At 68.2% G+C, this 17,914-nt stretch carries 12 protein-coding genes and 1 pseudogene; 4 read left to right on the top strand and 9 right to left on the bottom strand.

The window, feature by feature from the left end; all coding sequences use genetic code 11:
* Window positions 1-58: 58 nt before the first annotated feature.
* From Acy02nite_RS23515 to Acy02nite_RS23505, 3 genes are read right to left on the bottom strand one after another with little or no spacing between them, the layout of a single operon-like run.
* Window positions 59-337 (bottom strand): hypothetical protein, encoded by a 279-nt coding sequence (locus Acy02nite_RS23515; protein ID WP_203743954.1) that lies wholly within the window; start codon window positions 335-337, stop codon window positions 59-61.
* Window positions 334-4,506 carry a hypothetical protein gene (locus tag Acy02nite_RS23510; protein WP_203743952.1) on the bottom strand — a complete coding sequence of 1,391 codons (4,173 nt, stop codon included), beginning with the start codon at window positions 4,504-4,506 and terminating at the stop codon, window positions 334-336. The genes Acy02nite_RS23515 and Acy02nite_RS23510 overlap by 4 nt, the downstream gene beginning before the upstream one ends.
* On the bottom strand, window positions 4,503-7,430 hold the full coding sequence (locus tag Acy02nite_RS23505; RefSeq protein WP_203743950.1) for a hypothetical protein: 2,928 nt from the start codon (window positions 7,428-7,430) through the stop codon (window positions 4,503-4,505). Before Acy02nite_RS23505 ends, Acy02nite_RS23510 begins: the two co-directional genes overlap by 4 nt.
* A 538-nt stretch (window positions 7,431-7,968) precedes the next feature.
* Here Acy02nite_RS23505 and Acy02nite_RS23500 point away from each other — a divergent pair.
* Window positions 7,969-8,307 carry a hypothetical protein gene (locus Acy02nite_RS23500; protein ID WP_203743948.1) on the top strand — a complete coding sequence of 113 codons (339 nt, stop codon included), beginning with the start codon at window positions 7,969-7,971 and terminating at the stop codon, window positions 8,305-8,307.
* A 55-nt stretch (window positions 8,308-8,362) separates the two neighbouring features.
* Window positions 8,363-9,325: a phage tail tip lysozyme gene (locus tag Acy02nite_RS23495; RefSeq protein ID WP_203743946.1), complete on the top strand. Its 963-nt coding sequence runs from the start codon at window positions 8,363-8,365 to the stop codon at window positions 9,323-9,325.
* Between the two features lie 36 nt (window positions 9,326-9,361).
* Here Acy02nite_RS23495 and Acy02nite_RS47250 read toward each other — a convergent pair whose 3' ends face one another.
* Window positions 9,362-9,493, bottom strand: a complete 132-nt coding sequence (locus tag Acy02nite_RS47250) for a hypothetical protein (RefSeq protein WP_264653279.1) — start codon at window positions 9,491-9,493, stop codon at window positions 9,362-9,364.
* A 112-nt stretch (window positions 9,494-9,605) separates the two neighbouring features.
* Complete coding sequence (locus Acy02nite_RS23490) at window positions 9,606-9,878, bottom strand: hypothetical protein (protein ID WP_203743944.1); 273 nt, start codon at window positions 9,876-9,878, stop codon at window positions 9,606-9,608.
* Window positions 9,879-10,051: 173 nt separating this feature from the next.
* Here Acy02nite_RS23490 and Acy02nite_RS47245 point away from each other — a divergent pair, with 173 nt between their 5' ends.
* Window positions 10,052-10,174, top strand: coding sequence for a hypothetical protein (locus tag Acy02nite_RS47245; protein ID WP_264653280.1), 123 nt, complete (start codon window positions 10,052-10,054; stop codon window positions 10,172-10,174).
* Between the two features lie 53 nt (window positions 10,175-10,227).
* Here Acy02nite_RS47245 and Acy02nite_RS23485 read toward each other — a convergent pair whose 3' ends face one another.
* Both Acy02nite_RS23485 and Acy02nite_RS23480 read right to left on the bottom strand, forming a co-directional pair.
* Window positions 10,228-11,001 (bottom strand): hypothetical protein, encoded by a 774-nt coding sequence (locus tag Acy02nite_RS23485; protein ID WP_203743942.1) that lies wholly within the window; start codon window positions 10,999-11,001, stop codon window positions 10,228-10,230.
* Window positions 11,002-11,229: 228 nt separating this feature from the next.
* The gene (locus Acy02nite_RS23480) at window positions 11,230-11,817 is read right to left on the bottom strand and encodes a hypothetical protein (protein WP_203743940.1); all 588 of its coding nucleotides are present in this window, start codon (window positions 11,815-11,817) and stop codon (window positions 11,230-11,232) included.
* Window positions 11,818-12,358: 541 nt separating this feature from the next.
* Between Acy02nite_RS23480 and Acy02nite_RS23470 the strand changes: the two are divergent.
* Window positions 12,359-12,649, top strand: a pseudogene (locus tag Acy02nite_RS23470) (hypothetical protein); the annotation flags it as partial.
* A gap of 85 nt (window positions 12,650-12,734) precedes the next feature.
* Here the strand turns inward: Acy02nite_RS23470 and Acy02nite_RS23465 are convergent.
* Together Acy02nite_RS23465 and Acy02nite_RS23460 are read right to left on the bottom strand one after the other, a co-directional pair.
* Window positions 12,735-13,214, bottom strand: coding sequence for a hypothetical protein (locus Acy02nite_RS23465; protein ID WP_203743937.1), 480 nt, complete (start codon window positions 13,212-13,214; stop codon window positions 12,735-12,737).
* A 121-nt stretch (window positions 13,215-13,335) separates the two neighbouring features.
* Window positions 13,336-17,904: an RHS repeat-associated core domain-containing protein gene (locus tag Acy02nite_RS23460; RefSeq protein ID WP_239175139.1), complete on the bottom strand. Its 4,569-nt coding sequence runs from the start codon at window positions 17,902-17,904 to the stop codon at window positions 13,336-13,338.
* Window positions 17,905-17,914: the final 10 nt, after the last annotated feature.

The following is a 17,914-nucleotide window of genomic DNA, read 5'->3' as shown; positions in this document are numbered from 1 at the left end:
ATCAGATCCACCAAGACCTCACACCCATGATCGATGGACAGAATTCCCCTCCCAGCGGCTAGCGATCACCCATGCCGCCCAGCGACGTGCCGCCTGTCGGGTGCGGCAGGCCGCGATCCCCGCGCTCGGTCTGTTCCTCGACGACGCCGGCCGCAGCCTCACCCTGCTCAAGCAGCGATCGGCCATGGACTGGCAAGGCGAAACCGCTGTCCAGCAGTGCCTGCTGCACCTTGCGCACGTGCCGCCCGGTCTCCAGCGGGTTGCTCACCAGCAGGCGGTGTTCACCTGCCAGCACCGCCTGGAGGACGGCGTCGTAGCGGAACCAGAAGGCCTTCACAGCGGCACCGCGTCCGCGTGCACGAGCCGCCGAGCCACCACGAAACCGCCGGCCGATCGGTCGTCGGTGGGATGGTGCTCGAACTCGCGGACCACGAGTCGGCGGCGCTGCCCCGGCGCCTCCGGCACCGACACGTCGCCTCGATGGGTCACGGCATCGGCGTCCGCGGTCAGAAGGGTCTCCGGGCCGAGCGCCGTCCAGCCCAGCAGCGGGTCGGCGTACTCCTCCGGCTGGATCTCGACCACCGCCACGAGCTCGTTGCCGCCGGTCACCACGGCTCCGCCCAGGTCCCGGGCGGCGGACGGAGCGGGGCCGGTTACCGAGACTGCGACCTGGCCGTCGCCGTGTGTGCAGGTCAGCGTCCGGTCCGGCAGCGTCTGGACGAAGGCCGTGACGGCCAGGGCCGACAGCTCACAACCGGGCAGGGAGTACGGCTGGTAGCGGCCCAGGGCGAGCCGCACGAACGGGAAGTACGCGTCGCCGGTGTCGAACCGCAGATCGCAATACCAAGCCTGACGTCCGGCGTCCCAGACGGGTGCGAACGTCGCGGCGTCGAACGCCTGCCGTCTCACTCGGACGGCGTCGGGGAAGGAGTCGGCGCGCAGCGGCAGCGGCACCGCGGAGCCATACGCCGGGTTGGCGGTGATCATCGTGATCACGCGCGACGCCGGATCGTCGGCGGTGACCGGGCCGCCGCTGTTGCACACGACCGCGAGCAGCTCTCCGGTCCCCGAGGAGAACCACGGGCGGCCCAGCCACACCCTCAGCCCCAGACCCTCGCGGCGGCTGAGCGTGGTGTCGCCGGTGCGCTCCTGGTCGTACCCCAGCAGCGGCAGCACCTGGAGCACGACCGGCCTCGTCGGCGGGGCGCTGCTCAGCACTTCGATCGTCTGCGGCTCGCCGGTCGCCGAAACGTCGGCGCTGGGCATCGCCGGGTCGAAGTACTCACGGAAGCGGGTGGACGCGACCGGCTGGTAGCTGACCCGGCGATAGCGGGTGTCGCCGAACTCGTGGGCGCGCAACTGCTCGAGCTGGGCGGCGCCCGCTTCCAGCCGGCGTCGTTCCGGAGCGTTCAGCCCGGGGCCGGCCGCTCGGTCGAGCAGGCGACGCCGTACGTCCTCGGGTTGCTCGTCGTGGCCGCCGCCGCGGAAGGAGACCCCGTCGCGATCCAGCGGCTCGATCCACGGCGCGAGCTCGGGTTGCCATGGGGTGCCGAACGGCTCCGGAACCGGCAGCGACAGGATGCGCTTGCACATCCGGTGGACCATCGCGGCCCGGTCGGGATAGGCGCGGCCAGGGTCGTCGGTTTCGTCGTCCCAGATGGCCTCCACGTCCACCTGTGCGGTCGAGGGCAGATCGAAGAACATGCGGCCGCGTACGTCCGCCGTGGTCTCGCCTCGACCGCGCGCCAGCACGAACCGGCCGGCGAACGCATCCATGGCGTCGGTGTCGAGGTCGAGCTTCGGAGCCCACAGCGGCTGCTGCACGGCGTGTACGAGAACCAGGTCGCGCCAGGGCGTGGTCATCCAGTGGGTTCCGTCGCGTACCGCCTGGCGCACCGCAGCGGCCCGGTCGGGCGACAACTCCTCGTCGCACCAGCCGACGATGCCGAACAGTTCCGGATCGTCTGCCATCAAGGACGAGACCCGCAACTGAGCCGTACGCCCGGCGGGCAGCGCCACCGTGAGCACCTTTCCCGCCGGATCGAAGCTGGCGGCGTAGTCACCCTCGGCCAGCCGCAGCCGCAGCGGATCCGGCCGGTACCAGTCGCCACCGTCCGGGAACGTCAGGTCGAGAACCTGCTCGGGCTGCCCCGGTTCGAGGACCAGCCGCACCTTGACGCCGACGCTGAGCGGGTCGGGCAGGTAGGGCAGGTCCACCGTGTCCCGGTCCAGGCAGACGTAGCCCTGCTCGACGCCGTCGTGTGTGCCGGTGGCCACGAAACGGGCCTGCGGGGCGTCGCGGAAGCTGCCGCTCTCCCGGGCGACGATCTCGTACCAGCCCTGGGCCGCGGCGACCGCCGCCTCCGGGTCGAGGCCGCGGACCGCCTCGAACACCTCGTCGAGCCGCCCGTGCGCCTCGACCAGCTGGAGCGCGGCCTTGGGCGCGGCCAGGTGCCGTTCGCTGACGGCGTGGAACCGCAGCGACTCGTCGGCGGTGGTCTGGCTGGCCGCCGCGTAGGACTCCGCGGACTGCCCCGGCGCACTGCGGATCACCAGCCGCTCCGCGCCCTCGCCGGGCCCGAACGGCCGTCGCGGCAGCAGTTCGGGCGGCGGCACCGGCTCGAAGCGGCGATAGATCAGCGGCTCCACCGGAGTCGTGCAGGTGTAGCGGGCGTCGTGGGTGTCGTCGAGGGCCGCCATCACCGCGTCGGCGGCTTCCGGGGGGTGCGCGTTGCCGGCCAGGTCGACGGTCCGGACGCGTACCCGGTAGCCGGTCCCGAACCGCAGCCGAGGCAACGTCGCCGGCGGCGGGGTGATGTCGATGCCGAGCCGCATCGACGTGAGGTCGGTGGCCGCCTCCGGCGCGGCCGGTTCCTGGGCGATGGCGCTGCCCGGGCGCGGAACCGCCAGGCTCCAGCCGTCCCAGGTGGTCAGCGTCTCGTGCGCGTAGAGCGCCCGGTCGGGATCGGCCGGGGCGCCGGGCCGGTCGGCTTCCGCGGTCAGGCCGAGTTGGACGTGCCCCTCGTCGGTGACGTTCGTGGCCTGGCCGGGATCGCGCTCGGGGCGGTAGGTGACCTGTCGCCGGTGCAGCGAGCGCCACTGCCCGTCGACGCCGATGTCCAGCCGGTAGCCGCGGACGACGTCCTCCGCCGCGATGTCCTTCGGGTTGTCCGGGTCCTTCTCGAGCGCGTCGTCGGCGGCGCGCGCGTCGTAGAAGCCCTCGTGCAGGTCGTTCGCGTGGCCGCTGTGTACGAGCGCCACCCCGCCCGTCCGCGCCGTGGGGATGCCCTCGCGGTCGGGCTCCTCGACTGGCCGCTGCTCGTGGTCGTCCTGGCGGTGCAGCGTGGCGGCGAGGTTGAGCGCCTTCAGCGCGAGCCCGTCCACGTCGACGGCGGTGGCGGTGTAGCGGGCGGGATCCAGGTGCAGGAAGCCGTGCGCGTAATCCTGCCGGGACGAACGCTCCACCGCGGTGAAGACGGCCTGGCCGCCGACCGTGGTCAGCCGGCACCAGGTCGCCGGGGTGACGTCGGTGTTCCACACGTCAGCGCCGGGGTGGTCGCCGCGGGCCGGGAAGGCTGAGGCGCGGGTCACCCGCAGCCGCAGCGGCACCGGCGGGTCACCGTCGGTGGTGGCCGGCACGAAGTCCGGCCGGATCTGCAGGTCGATGACCAGGCCAAGCTGCCGCAGCAGGGCCGGGTGATCGCCGACCGCGGAAAGCTGGTGGTGGAAGTCCTGCTGCTCGGCGAGTTCGGCGCGCAGCTCGTCCCGGGTGGCCGGGAACGCCTTCGGCGTCTCGCTCGAGGGACGGGCGTGAAACCCGGCGAGGGCATGGAGGGCGGCGGCCGGCGACCCTCCGGCGCCGAACGGCCGGATCAGCGGCTGTACGGCGTTCGCGTGGCGTTCCCGTAGATCGCGCGCGGCACGGGCGGCCTCGTCCCCGGCGCGGCGCAGCCGGTCGGAGAACTCCGCGCCGTCCGCGACCCCCTCGAACAGCCCGTGTGACCGCACCGAACGCAGATCGGTGAAGTGGTCGACGAGCGTGTACGGGCGGTCGTCGCCCCGGCCGCCGGGTGGCCCGCCGATCGGCGAGGCGTGCGGGCCGGTCACCGGCAGGTCGTCACGGGCCCGGTAGGCGAGGTCGGCCCAGCGCTCCCGCAGGTGGGACAGCACCTCGGTGACCGGATAGCTGATCAGCGGCCGGTCCGCGAGGTCGCCGAAGGTGAACGGCCGGACCGTGGTGTCGCCCGGGAACAGGGCGGCCCACAGGCCGCTGGAGGCGGTCACCGACATGGCCAGCGGCGCCTCGGTCACGCCGTCGGGCCGGACGAGAGTCAACTCGAGCCCGGCCACGACAGCGGGCCAGTCGGCGAAGTCGGGAAAGTCGGCGAGCGTGGCGGCGTCGCCGGGGCGCAGCCGTGGGGCCACGAAGACCGAGGCGCTGAGCTGCCCGTCGGGAGTGAGGCCGTTCGGCAGCAGGATCCACTGGACGGTCTGGCGACGGATCATACGAACGCCCCCAGGTAGCGCGCCCACTCGCCGGGAGTGACGGACTGGGCGAAGGACGGGTCGCCGTCGGATCCGGCGAACCGCCGCTCCACCGAGAGCGTCACCGACGTACTGAAAAAGGCGATCTTCACGCTCACGGTGAGGCTGGCCTGCCCCCAGATCTCGCTGCCACCCGGTGTCTTCTTGCGGTACGTAAAGGCCAGGTAGAACTCGAGCGACACCGAGATTAGGCCGAGCACGCTCAGGTAGCCGCCGCAGCGCAGATATCCGGTCAGCTCCACTGATTTGCCGGTCATGCCGAAGTAGACGCCGGCCATGACCGACACACCGCCGGAGGCGACCCCGAGGTTCAGGCAGATGCTGCCGCCGAACTCGATGGCGGCCTCCACCGACTCGAGCCCGTCGGCGCTGACCCCGACCGCGAAGAACCCGCCGCCGCCGAACAGCGAGACGGTGACCAGGAACGGCTTGTGCCGCTCGCAGATTGCGAACCGGATGCCGGCCGGTCGGTCGGTGAACGGGATGGACAGGGCGGCGGCGACGGCGATGTTCTGGATGCTGAAGATGCCGACCCCGACGTTGGGGACGGCGAGGGTGTAGCCGGCGACCACCCCCTGCGCGTCGGCGGTGACGTACGGCGGGTCGTCGAAGCCGTCGGCCGGCAGGATCGATCGCAGGGCGTTGACGAACGCCAACGGTCCCTCGAAGGTGATGTCCACGCCGCCGGCCCCGAACTCGACCTTGCGGCCCGCCTCGGCCCGGAACGTCAGCGATGCGATGCCGGCCGACAGCGCGTTGGCGAAGGTGAGCTTCACCCGGCGCAGGCGCCCGAAGACCACAGTGCTGCCGGGGCCGTTGCGTACGAGCCGGGTGGTCGCGTCGAGCAGCAGGTCCGCCTCGTCGAGGTTCAGCGTGAGCGAGGGGAGGATCGTCTGGCTGCGCAGCGGTGGTTTCCAGAGGAAGCGGGTCTCGACGACGTCCGGGACCGCGACCCCGATCGGTTCGCGGCGGGTCGTGAGCCGTGGCGGGTTCACCACGAAGTGGGGGTCGTCGAGCTGCGCGCCGGTCGGTGCCGCCCCGGCCGACGCCACGTCGAACGGCAACGGCGGGTCGGGCAGCAGGTCGGTCAGCTTGATCGTGCCGAGCAGTCTGGTCGCGGCGAAGGCGGACAGGTCGACGGTGCCGGTCTGCAACGCCTCGGGGGCGGCGACGGGCCCGAGCGTCCGGGAGAGGGCCCTGACCGCTGTGTCTACGCCGGCGAGTCCGCCGCCACGCTGGCTCGGTAACGCCAGCGGCAGGGGCGTGACGAAGTCGGCGAATGTCTGCGCCGGATTGAGTCCGCCGTCGAAGCCGGCCTGGAGGTATCTGGCGGACAGCGTGAGTTCGACCGGCCGGGCGCCGCCGAGCAGGTCGCCGATCGCCGGGCTGGACGCGGTCAGCCCGTCGATCCGCATCAGGAATCGCGGAAGGTACGTCGACGGCGCCCCGGCCGCGTTCATCAGGTGGTCGGGCCGCGGGTTGCCGGGCCACGGCGGCTGCTCGATGTCGTACGTGATCGTACTCATGGTCAGGACCGTGGAGCCGGCTCGATCGCCGTGCGGCGCAACGCTGAGGGCCTGACCGGCGAGGTCGATCCGGCGGCCGGCGCGCACCTCCGGCTCGGGTCGATCGAACTCGGCCCGGATCGCGCGATACTCGTCCAGCGCCTCGAAGGGGACGAACATCAGCGGTAGCGCGAACCGGACGGTCGCGCCGGTGACATCGGTGGCCACCGCGTCGAACATCAGCATCGAGCCGTCCGGGTTGCGCAGCCAGACCGGCTCGTTCTCGGGCACCGGATGCACCCGCGCGGTGAGGGTGGTCAGCCGGATGCTCGCGAGCGGCAACTCGCGTCCGTGGTGAGCGAAGGCCGGCGCCAGCGGCCCGTAGTCGAGCCGCGGCTGCTGGACGACCACGTCCACGGTTTCGATCAGATACCCGATGCTGGAGAACAGGGCGCCCTCGGGCCGGTGGGCGACGACCTGGACGTGGACCGGGAGTCGTTGCACCGTGGTCACCACGACGGCCTGATGCCCGGTGCCGCAGAGCCAACCCACCTTCACCGTACGCACGAAGTGGTCTCGCCCGAGCCCAGCGGTATGCTGATATTGGCGCAGACCGATCGGGTCGAAGCCGGGCGGTTGCTGTTCCGGCGGCACCAGCGGGTAGTCCCAGAGCCCTTCCAGGTCAGCGTTGGCACCGAGCGCGGTGAGCTCGAGCCGGTTGGCGGTCAGGGGCAGCGGTGTGAACTCGCCGCCGGGCACCGGCAGGTGAAAGTTCGAAGTCAGCTTGACGATCTGGTCACGGCTGAACTCGCCGGGCAGGCTGTCGAAGAGCGACAGACCACCGAAGCTGCCGAGCGCGCGGACGTCAGCGGGCGGCAGCAGCACCGCGCTCCACAACTGCCCGCGCGGGCTCGACGTCGCGGCGGTATCGGTCCGCCACGTGGCGGTCTCGTCAGGCGAGAGGGTCAGCCGCCACGGAAACTCGATCGAGGTCTGCTGGTCAGTCGCCATCGCCGGCGCGGGGATCTCCGGCGCCGGCCCGGTGCCGCGGGGCAACGCCGTCGGAGCCAGCACCGGCTGCCAGGCGCCGAAGTTCAGCAGGGCCTCGGTGGTGAGCGGCAGCTCGTCATCGTCGATCCGGAACACCAGCCGGCTGGGCCCGGACAGTGCCGTGCCGATCGGCGGTTGCGGCGGATCTCCGGTGAACGTGGCCTCGGCGAGCGCCTGCGGCGGGAAATGCACGATGATCAGCGCGTCGGCGGCCGCGTCGACCCGGACCAGACGCGACCGGGCGGCGTCCACGTCAAGGTTGACCAGCTCAAAATCCAGACAGAGTAGATCGTACGGTCGAAGCAGGCTGATCCGGGTTCCGTTGGCCATCGGCGTTCTCCCCGGCTGTAGCCCCCGCAGTATGTCCCGATTGTCGCACCAATGAAGACTGCAGCCGCCGGGTACCCATCGCGAGCGTGACAATGACGCGCCACAGAAATCATGCGCCGCCTGCCGCCGACCCCGCTGGGCTTTCGCAAGATCTGACGCGAGGAACCCGTCCAGGCGGACCGCGCAGACCGGAGCCGCACCCCGAGCACACAGCGTGGCAACGGCGCGCAACAGCGGCCAGGGCGGACGATCCGCCCGGTAGGCGAGCGCTGCTCAGGCGCAAGGCCGCCGGCCGGCGTGCGCTGCGCTGCGCCCTCGGATCGTGTGACTGTCACATGGGGCCAAGAGGCTTGAAATGTTGCCTGCGAACTGGACAGGAGACGTTGTACCGAATCAGCGTCTTGAAGATCCAGCCGCACAAACGCCGGTAAGCCATTCGGGCAATATGGAAATTTCGACGATCATGGCGATTTCTGCGCCTACATTGTCGTTGTGAGAAGGCTGCGCTGTGTGACCTCGGTGCCCGGGATGAACTGACATGGGTACCGGAGCGGACCCGCAGGCCCTCGCTGACTTGCTGATCGGGCTCGCGGATCGGGCCCTTGCCCATGCGCAGCAGATGCCCGCGGCGGTCGGCGACCTGCTCGCCGAGACTCTCCAGGCCGCAGCGGACACGGCCGAGGACGCTGCCGAGCTCACCAAGGACGCCGTGCGGAGGCTGCACGATCTCGTCGCGCCACCGGACTGGAACACCCTGCTGCTGTTCGGGATGGTGCGGCTGGTCGAGCTCGACCGCACGCGAAGGTTGGTGCTCCACGCGGTCCGGATACGACGGACGGCACTACTCCTGGCGGGGCCGGACCAAGCGGGCCGGTAACGGCAACGCGGACTCTGGTCTGCGATTCGACACGGCGAACCCACCGAGGTGACAGATGGCAACCGAGACCGACTTCGACCAGAAAGCCGACCGGATGCGGGTGGCCGGGATCGATCCGGGCCTGGCGACCGGCACCGTCGAAACGGTCGGCGCCGGACAGCTGCGGCGACACCAGTTTGCCCTGTTGACCGCATATCCCGACAGGGGCATGTACGAGGTGCACGGCCGGATCCGGGAGTACTACGAGAGCCAGGGTGGTCCGGCCGGACCGTGGGGTTTCCCGATCAGCGACGAGTACCCCGACGGTGCCGACGGCCGCAGTTCCGACTTCGAGGGCGGCACCCTCGCCTGGACGCCGGCCGGTGATGTGCTGGAGATCTTCGCGCCCGCCCCCGGAGTGGTGACCCCGGCCGCCGGCGACTGGACCGGGGTTTCCCTCACCGAGCGGCTGCGGTACGCCACCGGCCAGTTGGTCCACCAGTACGGATTCCCGGCCGACGGGGCCGCGGGCGTGGTGGGCAACCTGTTGGCCGAGTCAGGGGTCATCCCGTCACGGATCGAGGGCAGCACGGCGGACCACCCGACGCGCGCCAAGAACTTCGACGGTGTCGTGGTCGACTTCACCCCGGAGGAGATCATGCTGCGGACCCGGCCTGGCGGCCCCCGCCTGCCCGGAGTGGGCCTCGCGCAGTGGACCTCCGCGAACCGCCGCTCCGGCCTGTTCACCCACGCCTACCAGGGGCGCGTGCTCGGCGTGGAGACGCTGCGCAGCATGGACGCGCAACTGCACTATCTGGCCGGGGAGATGCGAGCCGCCTATCCGGGAGTGCTCGCCGTCGTCACGAACCCGGCGGTGACCGTCGATGCGGCCAGCGACGAGATCGTCTACAGCTTCGAGGTCCCCGGCGCGATCCTCGACACGGTCGGCCACCGGCTGCCCCGGACCGACCCGGCCGTGCAGACGGTCTTCGCGGCCCGGCGGGCCTTCGCCCACCAGGCCCGCGCCACGCTGCCCTGACCCGGGGCGGTTACCCAAGCCGGGCTGGCGACTGTTTCAGGTGGCCAGGTCGAAGTGCATGATGTCGCCGCTCTCCCGAGGCCCGAAGTCGCTGGCGCCCCACCGCATCCCGCCGACGGTGACCAGAGCGAGCACCACGTCGCGCGGAATGTCCAGGAAGCCCCGCACGGGGTTCCGAGTCCGCGTGATCGGCGCGCCGACCGGCCCGATCAGCATCGGCTGGCGGACCAGCTCGTAGTCGCGCAGGATCTGCCAGTACTGTGCGGCGGGCGAGAACGGGCTACTGCGGGTGGGTGGCCGTCCACTCCTCGGCCGCCATCACGCCGGTGAGCCGCTGCATCGCGTCGTCGCGGGTGTCGAGCAGCTCGGCCAGCGCGATCTGACCGAAGCCGGGATCGTCGCCGGCCAGGGCCTCCACTGCCTGGATCGGGGCCCGCTCGACCACCCGCGCACTCGGGTCGAACACCAGGCCCAGGTATGCGGCGAGCGCCGCGGACACTACGGCGAACCGGTCATAGGTGGCCTCGATCGTGTCCCGCACCCGGCAGCTCACGTCGGCGGTTGTTCCGTCGCTGAGTTGGAACGCGACCGCCCCGTCGTAGACTTCGACGGCGCGGCGCAGTCTGTCCGGCGGAAGGGGGCACCGCCGACAGAGAGAACGAGAGCAGCCTGATCTGGCCGACCGTCAACGAGATCAGGCGTCTGTTCGCCACCCTGATCCTGGCTATGCAGCACGCGACCAAACAGGTGTTGGCCTGGTCCAACTTCCGGCAACGCTGCCTGCAACGCGCCCGAGCCGCCCACTACCGCAAACGACTCGAACGCCTCGAAAGCTACGACCCGCCGTAGCAGTACTAGTAGGCGGCGGAGGCGGCGAGCGGCCCGCGCATCAAGGTCATCCTCTAGCTAGTTGTGATCCTGCGGCGCCAGATTGGTGGTTGGAATGGGCGGGCTGGGTCTTCGCCGGTGGCCACCGCGTTCAAGTAGTCGATGCACGCGGAGCCAAAGGGCGTGATAGCCACGGCAGCATCGTTTACGCCGTCGTACCGCGCGCCGAAGCTGTCCTCGATCAAGCCGCCGCTGCGGAGTTGAGCGACTATTCCAGGAACGACTGACCGGTGGGCTTTCAGCTGCCTCCCGAGTTCACTGATAGACCACGCCTTGGGGTGAGGAATGGGTGCGGTCGGAGATTCGTAGCGCGTGGCAAGCAGACCGAGAGCTCGGACGTGGAATCCATCAAGCTCCTTCACCGCCGCCACGATGACCAGAATCGCGTCGACCTCGGCCGGGTCTCGCGTGAGCGCCCCGGAGGCAAGCGCTCCCGCGAGCAACCGGGTTTTCTCTTCGCTGAGAGACTCGCTGGCAGCTTGCACGGCTCGGAAAAGGAGCTGTCGGTGCTGCTCATCAGCGCTGAGAAGGGCAAGGAATTCATCTGCCGTTAGCCGGGCATGCTCGGTAGCTTCCTCCACCATCATGGAGGCGCGCCGGTGCCGGTCCCAAAACATTTGTACGAAGAGATTAGGCAATTCCTTGACTGCTCCGGCGGCACCGGCTCCGATGACCGCCGCTGCTTCGGGACCAAGGGAACCAGTCAATGCCGCTGTGACCGCGCCCTCGATGACCTTGCCCGCCGCGTCAGCAACGGCACGTTCGCGTGCCCGCTCCAGTTCTCCCACTACCCCAGTGTGCGGCACCCGTACCAGCACGGCCTTTAGCACTTCTACGCCCGGTCGCGGCCACGCCGAGCGCGATGATCGCCGCCGTCGGGCTGTGCCCGGAGTCCTTGATCAGCACCGGCAGTGTGAACAGCCCGAACGAGACCGCCGCGAGCGCAACGTCCCCGAGGATGCCCGCCTGACCGTCGCTGAGTCCGCTGCCGCCATCGAGGTTGCTTGACCGCATCCTCACCGAGGGACCATGACCGGCTGCAGCCGCTGTCCGCGTCGCCCCGTCCTCTCGGCGGCGGGTCCGGTGGGGGCGGGGACAGTTGCCGACCGGATCAGGACGTGGCAGATCGGGTAGAGCAGGGTGCCGTCGAGGTAGTGGAAGAACATCGCCCCGAGGTAGGACGGGCCGCCCCAGGCGTTCTGGGTGAAGTTCGGACCCATTCCGGCGAAGACCTGCTCTCCGATGCGCCAGGCCATGTAGACCTCCAGCAGCACGAGGAAGCCGACAGCCAGGCGGCGCAGCAGATTCAACGGGGTGTAGCTGGACCGGAAGGTCGCCGTGATCCGGGCCGCGATCGGGCTTCCGAGCGGTGTGAGGATCACCTTCCAGCCCAGCGGGCTACGGCGGGACGCCACCGTGAACCAGAGCGCCACCACGGCGAGGACGACTAGGTGAGGAATCAACGCCTCGGTGCCCGCGATGTGCGGATCGATCTGCTCAGAGCGGTTGAGGTAGATCGCGCCGCCGCTGGCGAGACCGGCGAGGGCGGCGACGGCCGTCACGATGACGGCGGGGCGGGAGAGGCGAAGTCCGTTGTTTGTCATGGCTCATACCCTGCGCCACCCGGCCCCGGCCCCGGCCCCGCGTCGTGCTCCAGCATGATCCGTGACCTCCACCTCGTCATCCTTCAGCATGACGCCGGAGTCGATGGCCTAGCACTAGGTGACGCGCCCACAAGCCTGGTGTCCAGCACGCCGCCGCGACGGCCGCGGGCGTAGTGGCGCGGGCGGTATTTGTCGGTTTCCGAGGTCGACTGCACGGTCGGGAGTCGTCCTTGCTGGGCCGGTGCAGTCGGGTACGGACCTCTGGCCTGATCGGACTCGTATGCACTAACGTCGATCTTGATTCGTGCTCCTGTGCACGGCACGGGAGGATCGACGGTGGACAAGGCGCACCCGGTGCCCGAGCGGGGCGTGTTGACGGCGTCTTCGGCGGCCTGGGATCTCGCGGTTCGCCGCGCTGAGGTGATCGGCCGGCTCGCCGAGCTGGACGAGGTCGGCCACCGTTACGCGGACGAGGCCGCCGCCGAGCTCGGCTTGTCCCGGCGCCAGGTGTACGTGGCCTGCGGACCGGCTCGCGACGTACGACCCCGACCACCACGAGAAGATCGTGAAGTTCAACGAACTGCTGGCGAACTGCGCGATCTGCTCCACCACACTGGACCTCGCCGCCACCGCCACCGCCACCGCCACCGCAAACGAGCTGAGCCGCGAGGGCTGGAACATCGACCCAGACGACCTCGCCACCGTCAGCCCGTACATCACCTCCACCATCCGCCGGTTCAGTGACTGGATCCTCGACCTCAGCCCACCCGCTGATGTCGGGGACGGGCACCTCTCTCGCCGCCGCGGAAGCCGACCGCTTCAAAGGCCGTAGCCTGAAACCGCGTCGGCTTGCCTGAAGCGGGGTGAGCGCCATCCTTTTCAGACACTCACTGAACAGCGCGGCCTGGCTTCGGAATCTACTCCTTGCTGCCGGTTTCTAACGACTCGCTTCTGAGAATTAGTATTGATTGAGTACTCTCCGTAAACCAACGATTTCGTTCGAGCAGGAGACCGCTGTACGGCACTGGGAGCACCATCTTCGCTCCGGACAATGTCGCTATTACTAATTTGGTTTGTCCGAAGCGGCGCCTCGTCTGCACGTGTGAAATTTGTGTCCAGGGCGTAAATGTCTTCGACAATCGACTGCGTGTAGTGATGGAGATGCCGTCGCGGTCAGCGACGACGCGTATTGATACGAGGCTGGCGTAGCCGGCCACCGCCGGTACGGCAAAGGCGATTAGGCCCATCACAATTCTGTGAGTAATTGGTCGGCTACTTGCAGCGAAGAATTGCGTTAACACTGCTACCGTCACCATGCCCGCGAAGCCTGCAGCACCAGCACGTTGAAGGCGTTGGCCGAGAGTCGTTTGGAAAGTCACCGGCGCCGTGTAGGTCATTGCGAGATCTCCTCTTGCCGATCATCGGTCTGGTGTTTTGAAGACCGGTCGCTGTTGTTAACCCGAGGGTGGCGTCGTCGGCCAGCCAGACTTGTGCTGGCCGACGACGCCGACGCAACGATCAGGTGCAGTAGAGGACCGAGCCCCAGCGGTCCGGGTAGGAGACCTTCCACACCTTGTGAGCCCTTACCGCCGCAGTGAAAGTCGCTCCCCGGTCGCGAGTGCAGCTTCTCTTGTATACCCAGACCGCCCCGCCTCCGATGAGCCCCCCGATAACCGTTCCACGGACGCCGCCGATGAGGGTCCCCAGGGTACCGCCGATTATGGGAAGAAAGAATCCCCAGTCTGCGTCGATGTCGCGGTGGGACAGGCGACAACTGACACTGGCCCATTTGTGAGAACTGTCCTGCCACCAAGATCGGTACTTGCAGGAATATTTTCCGGAGAGGTCGGTGCAGTTGACACCGTCGCCGTAGCAGTAGTCGTACGGGTTGGCATTTCCTCCGTAAATGGGGTCGGTGGACAGGAAGCGGCTCGTCGACGGGTTGTATAGGCGGGCGCCCATGGTGATAAGGCCGCCGGTGTTGTCGCCCGAGCGCTGCGCGGCGCCGAGGTATCCGTAACGGGGAGTCGGCGTGGAGACAGGTACGCCGTACTCGTCGGTCACATACGTTGCGGTAAGGCCGACTGTCCCGTTGACGCGCGCGGCCACGACATCACCGTGCAGGTTCGTGATCTGCCACAGGATGCTCGAGCTGGCGCTGTTGTAGAGGGCTGCAAGACCGTCTACGCCTCTGATGACGCGGGTGTATCCGCTCGTCGAGGCCGTCCACGACGGGTTGTCAGTGTCGTTGCTGTAGTGGTTGATCGACGTGGCGGTCGTGCCGTTGTCAGCAGTGGTGCTTGACCGGAATCGGCTGGTGAGTACGTCGAGCTCGTTGGTGTTGGACGCCTGCCCTCGCGTTATGGAGCGGGTCATGTCGTTGGTGTAGTACTCCAGCGTGACGGCTCCGCTGCCGGCGGTGGTGTCGGCGCTGGGCACTGTGAGAGTGCGACCGAGGCCGTCGTAGTTGTAGCCGTTGTTGGTGACGCGATCGGCGGAGTTGTAGGACCAGTTTTTGGTTGCAACATTCGTGTCTTGACAGCCACCGTTCGTGTTGGCTGCGTAGGTGCGCAGCGCGGTGCGGTTGCTGTTGTTGTCGAAGTCGTACGCGCGCCGCACGCAGCCTTGGGCTGCGGTGGTCTGGCTCGCCGAGCGGAGACGGCTTGCGTTGTCATAGGTGTAGTTTCCGGAAGAAATGGTGTCGCTTCTCCATTTCTCTCGACCGTGGGCGTCCAGACCGGACCAGCTGCCGTAGACTTCGGCGCCATCGCTTTGTTGTTCGTAGGAAAGGCCTACCTGTACGCCGCCTTCATTGTAGGAGTGGTGGACGATGATGCCGTCGGGGCGCGTCTCGCTCTGCAGTTGCCCGTCAGAGTCGTACGAGCCGGCGAAAATTCCGGCCTGGCTGTCTGTAACGCTGGTAACGAGGTTGCGGCTGTCATAGGCCAAGGTTTGACTACCCTTGCCGTCTGTAAGGCCGACTTCCCGCGAGGCAACGTCGTAGGAATGTGTGGTAACTGCGCCGTCGGCGTCGGTGTACGACGTAACCCGTCCCAGAGTGTCGTAGGCGCGGGTGAGCTGGGCAACGACCGTACCTGAGGTGTTGAGCTGCTCGGTGCGTACCGGCCGTCCGCTCGCGGCGTCGTAGACAACGCGGCGTGAGTCAACCGCGGTGCCCAGCGAGGAGGCGGCGGAAACTGTTTGAGTGACTGGTCGGCTTGCTGCGTCGTAGGTGATAGCCGTGGTCCGGACGGTGCCCGAACTGTTTCTTTCTACCGCCCTAACCGTCTGCCCGAACATGTTGTAGGTGGTGAGTGTCGCAGGTAGTTCAGGGCCGGAGTCGGCTTGCGCGGCTGGTGTCACCAGGCAGGCCAGGCCCGTCCATTCCGGGGTGTTGTCGCATTCGTTGGCGCCGGATCCGGTCCCGGCACGGTAGTAGACGATCTTGCGCGTGGCCGCGGTGCTGCCGTCGCCGGCGGGCGACGTAACCGAGGACGTCTGGCCGGTCACGGAGTCATACGTTGTTCTGGTGGTCAGGGCCAAGCCGTCAGGGTCGACGACGGTGCTGACGGGCTGCCGCAGGTCCCAGTCGTAGCTGGTGCGGGTGGTTTGGCTGTCCGCGTCCACCGCCTTTCCCGCGCTGTCCCAATACCGCACGGACTCCACCTGGGTCGTGACCAGGTCATAGGACTCATCAGAGGCGGGAGCGTTCTGGTCGTAGGTGTACTTGGTGTGGCTCCGGCCTCGGACATCAGACCAGTCATTAAGGGCAACGTCGCGTTCCGGACCGAACTCGTCGGTGACGCGCTGCCCGTCGCTGCTGTACAGCGTGATGGCGGACAGGTTCGCGGCGATGGTCGCCTCGACGCTGGCAGTATCAGAAGTCGATGCCCACAACGCGCGGTCCAGGTTGCTGGCGCTGAGTTTCTGCACCACGTTGCCGAAGGTGTCGTACCAGGTGGCGGACAGGTGCTGGCCCGGTTCCAGGGTGTTGGTCTCGCGGGCATTACCGTCGAGGTAGGTGACGGTTGCCTGATCCCAGTTCGAGGGCAATGTCCCGGTCGCCTGGTTGCCTCCTGGTACCTGCGTCGCAGGGAAGACCGCGGTGGCGTCCACCGGGGTCACGCTTTGCCCCCACCGTGCGGTGTTTCCTGCCGACAGGTCGAAGGGCGCGCTGGAACCTGTAGTCAACACCTTGTAAACGACGGTGGTGACTGCGGTTCCGGCGTTAAGCGCCGAACGGCCGATCTTGTTGATACGGCCCTTGCCGGCGTCACCCGGAACGGTGGTGTAGGACAGCTGCCAAGGCAGCTCGCCTGCCGGCGTAACCGTGTTCAGGATCCCGTCGGTGTCGTACGCGTACGTAGTCGCCTGGTGTTCCGTGCCGTTGAGGCCTGCGTAGTCCAGACGAGGGTCCCACGCGGCGTTCAGCCGGCCGTTGGCGTCATAGCTGTAGCGAGTCAGAACGACCGTGGCCATCGCGGATGTGGCCGGGTTATACGCCGTGTACGCGAGTTCCTTGAGACGACCGAGGTAGTCGCCCGGCACGGCTTCAGTGGCGGTAGTGCTGGTCGCATAGGTATAGGTCAGAGTCTTGCAACCACGCGTGGTCAGCGGGCTGCTACAGCTGACACCAGCGGGTGCCGGGGCGACTGCACGGACCGGGCGGACAACCGCACTGCCGTCGACGGTCGTATTCTGCCAGGTGATCGCGGTGGTGGCATCGGTTCCGCCGGTGACCGATGAGGACGGCGTGTAAAGGCCGGCCGGATCGGTGCTGCTTCGGGTGAACGTGGTGCTGTCACCGTCCTGCTCGGTCAACACGTAGCTGTTCGAGGCACTGAGATATTCCAGCGTGATGTCGGTGCTGTCGGCCTCGCCCTGGAAGGTGGCGCCGGTCGAAGTGGCGGCCTTCTTGGTGAAGCCCCGAGTGCCGCCATCGGGCAGGCCTACCTGGGCGAGGCTCCCGGTCACTGTCACATTGCGGTAGGTGCCACCGGTCGGCACCTCCACGCTTGAGGCCCAACCTGGGCCGAAAAGGGCGTCCGACACACCAGACTGACGTGTGTTGTAGACCCGAGTGACGCCTAGGCCGCCAGCAGCGCTGGCGTCGTTCTCCGGAACCGTGGCATTGCCGGTGAGCAGGTTTACCTCGGCAGGGCCAATGCCGCTACTCGGAGCTTGAGCACGGCTGCGGTCGAGTTCGAATCGGACCGGTTGGCTCTGCCCAGCTGTGCCGCCGGTGAAGGAGGCGCGTACCTGCAACGGCCCGTCAAGGGCGTCTGGCCCGGCCTCGGCGTCGTTGACGGTGGTCTCGACGTTCCATGGCAACGAGGGGAAGTTGCCGCTTCCGCTGCTCGCGATCGGCCAGCTGATCGCACCGCCGGAGGTGGTGGTGACGTCCTTCGTGGGGATCGTGGTCCAGGTGTCAGTCTCGCTGCGACGCCATTGGTAGGTCACTCCTGTGGAAGTGGATCCGCCGCTGCCGCTCAGGACAACCTTGCCCGCGCTCAGGTCGTTCGCAGTCGGCGATGAAATGGTACCGAGCGCACTACCGACGGTGAACACATAAGTGGTGACGGCGGACAGGTTGCCTGCCCGGTCACGCGAGCGCACGTAGAGGGTGTGATCCCCGGCGGTCGCCGGCGTGATCGACACCGAAGCGCTACCACCGACGGTGCTGGCGTTGACCACCGTATTCGGCGGATTGGTGTCCAAGCCGTAGAGGAAGGATGCGACGTCGCTGACGCCGTTCGCACCGAAGCTGAAGGTGCCCGGAGCGCCGGCGGCACCGCCGCCTCCACCAGCCGGGAAGGTTGATGAGGACACGGTCGGAACCGTTGTCGGAGCCGTCGTATCGATCGTGAACTCGCAGGAGGACGACCAGGGCGAGATGCCTGTGGCGTCATTGCCTGCCACGCGCCAGGAGTAGGACGATCCGTTGACGAAGGCGCCTGAGGGCACGGTGGTGCTGGCCGTTGATCCGGACGCTACGGTGGCCGACGTGTTGCCGCCGATCTTCGCCCCGCCGGCTGCGTACCACTCGAAGACTCCTGCGACTGGACTTCCTTCGGGGTCCGTGAGCACGGTGTTCAAC

Origin of the sequence: Actinoplanes cyaneus (assembly GCF_016862095.1) — a bacterium.
Taxonomy (GTDB): Bacteria; Actinomycetota; Actinomycetes; order Mycobacteriales; family Micromonosporaceae; genus Actinoplanes; species Actinoplanes cyaneus.
The sequence above is the reverse complement of the archived record's forward strand: the minus strand, read 5'-3'. Positions and strand labels throughout refer to the sequence as shown.

What these genes read in the sequence shown, in the direction of transcription:
- Acy02nite_RS23505 (WP_203743950.1), bottom strand. Translation starts at nt 7,430, where the DNA reads ATGGCCAACGGAACCCGGATCAGCCTGCTTCGACCGTACGATCTACTC.
- Acy02nite_RS23465 (WP_203743937.1), bottom strand. Translation starts at nt 13,214, where the DNA reads ATGACCTACACGGCGCCGGTGACTTTCCAAACGACTCTCGGCCAACGC.
- Acy02nite_RS23510 (WP_203743952.1), bottom strand. Translation starts at nt 4,506, where the DNA reads ATGATCCGTCGCCAGACCGTCCAGTGGATCCTGCTGCCGAACGGCCTC.
- Acy02nite_RS23500 (WP_203743948.1), top strand. Translation starts at nt 7,969, where the DNA reads ATGGGTACCGGAGCGGACCCGCAGGCCCTCGCTGACTTGCTGATCGGG.
- Acy02nite_RS47245 (WP_264653280.1), top strand. Translation starts at nt 10,052, where the DNA reads ATGCAGCACGCGACCAAACAGGTGTTGGCCTGGTCCAACTTCCGGCAA.
- Acy02nite_RS23495 (WP_203743946.1), top strand. Translation starts at nt 8,363, where the DNA reads ATGGCAACCGAGACCGACTTCGACCAGAAAGCCGACCGGATGCGGGTG.
- Acy02nite_RS23480 (WP_203743940.1), bottom strand. Translation starts at nt 11,817, where the DNA reads ATGACAAACAACGGACTTCGCCTCTCCCGCCCCGCCGTCATCGTGACG.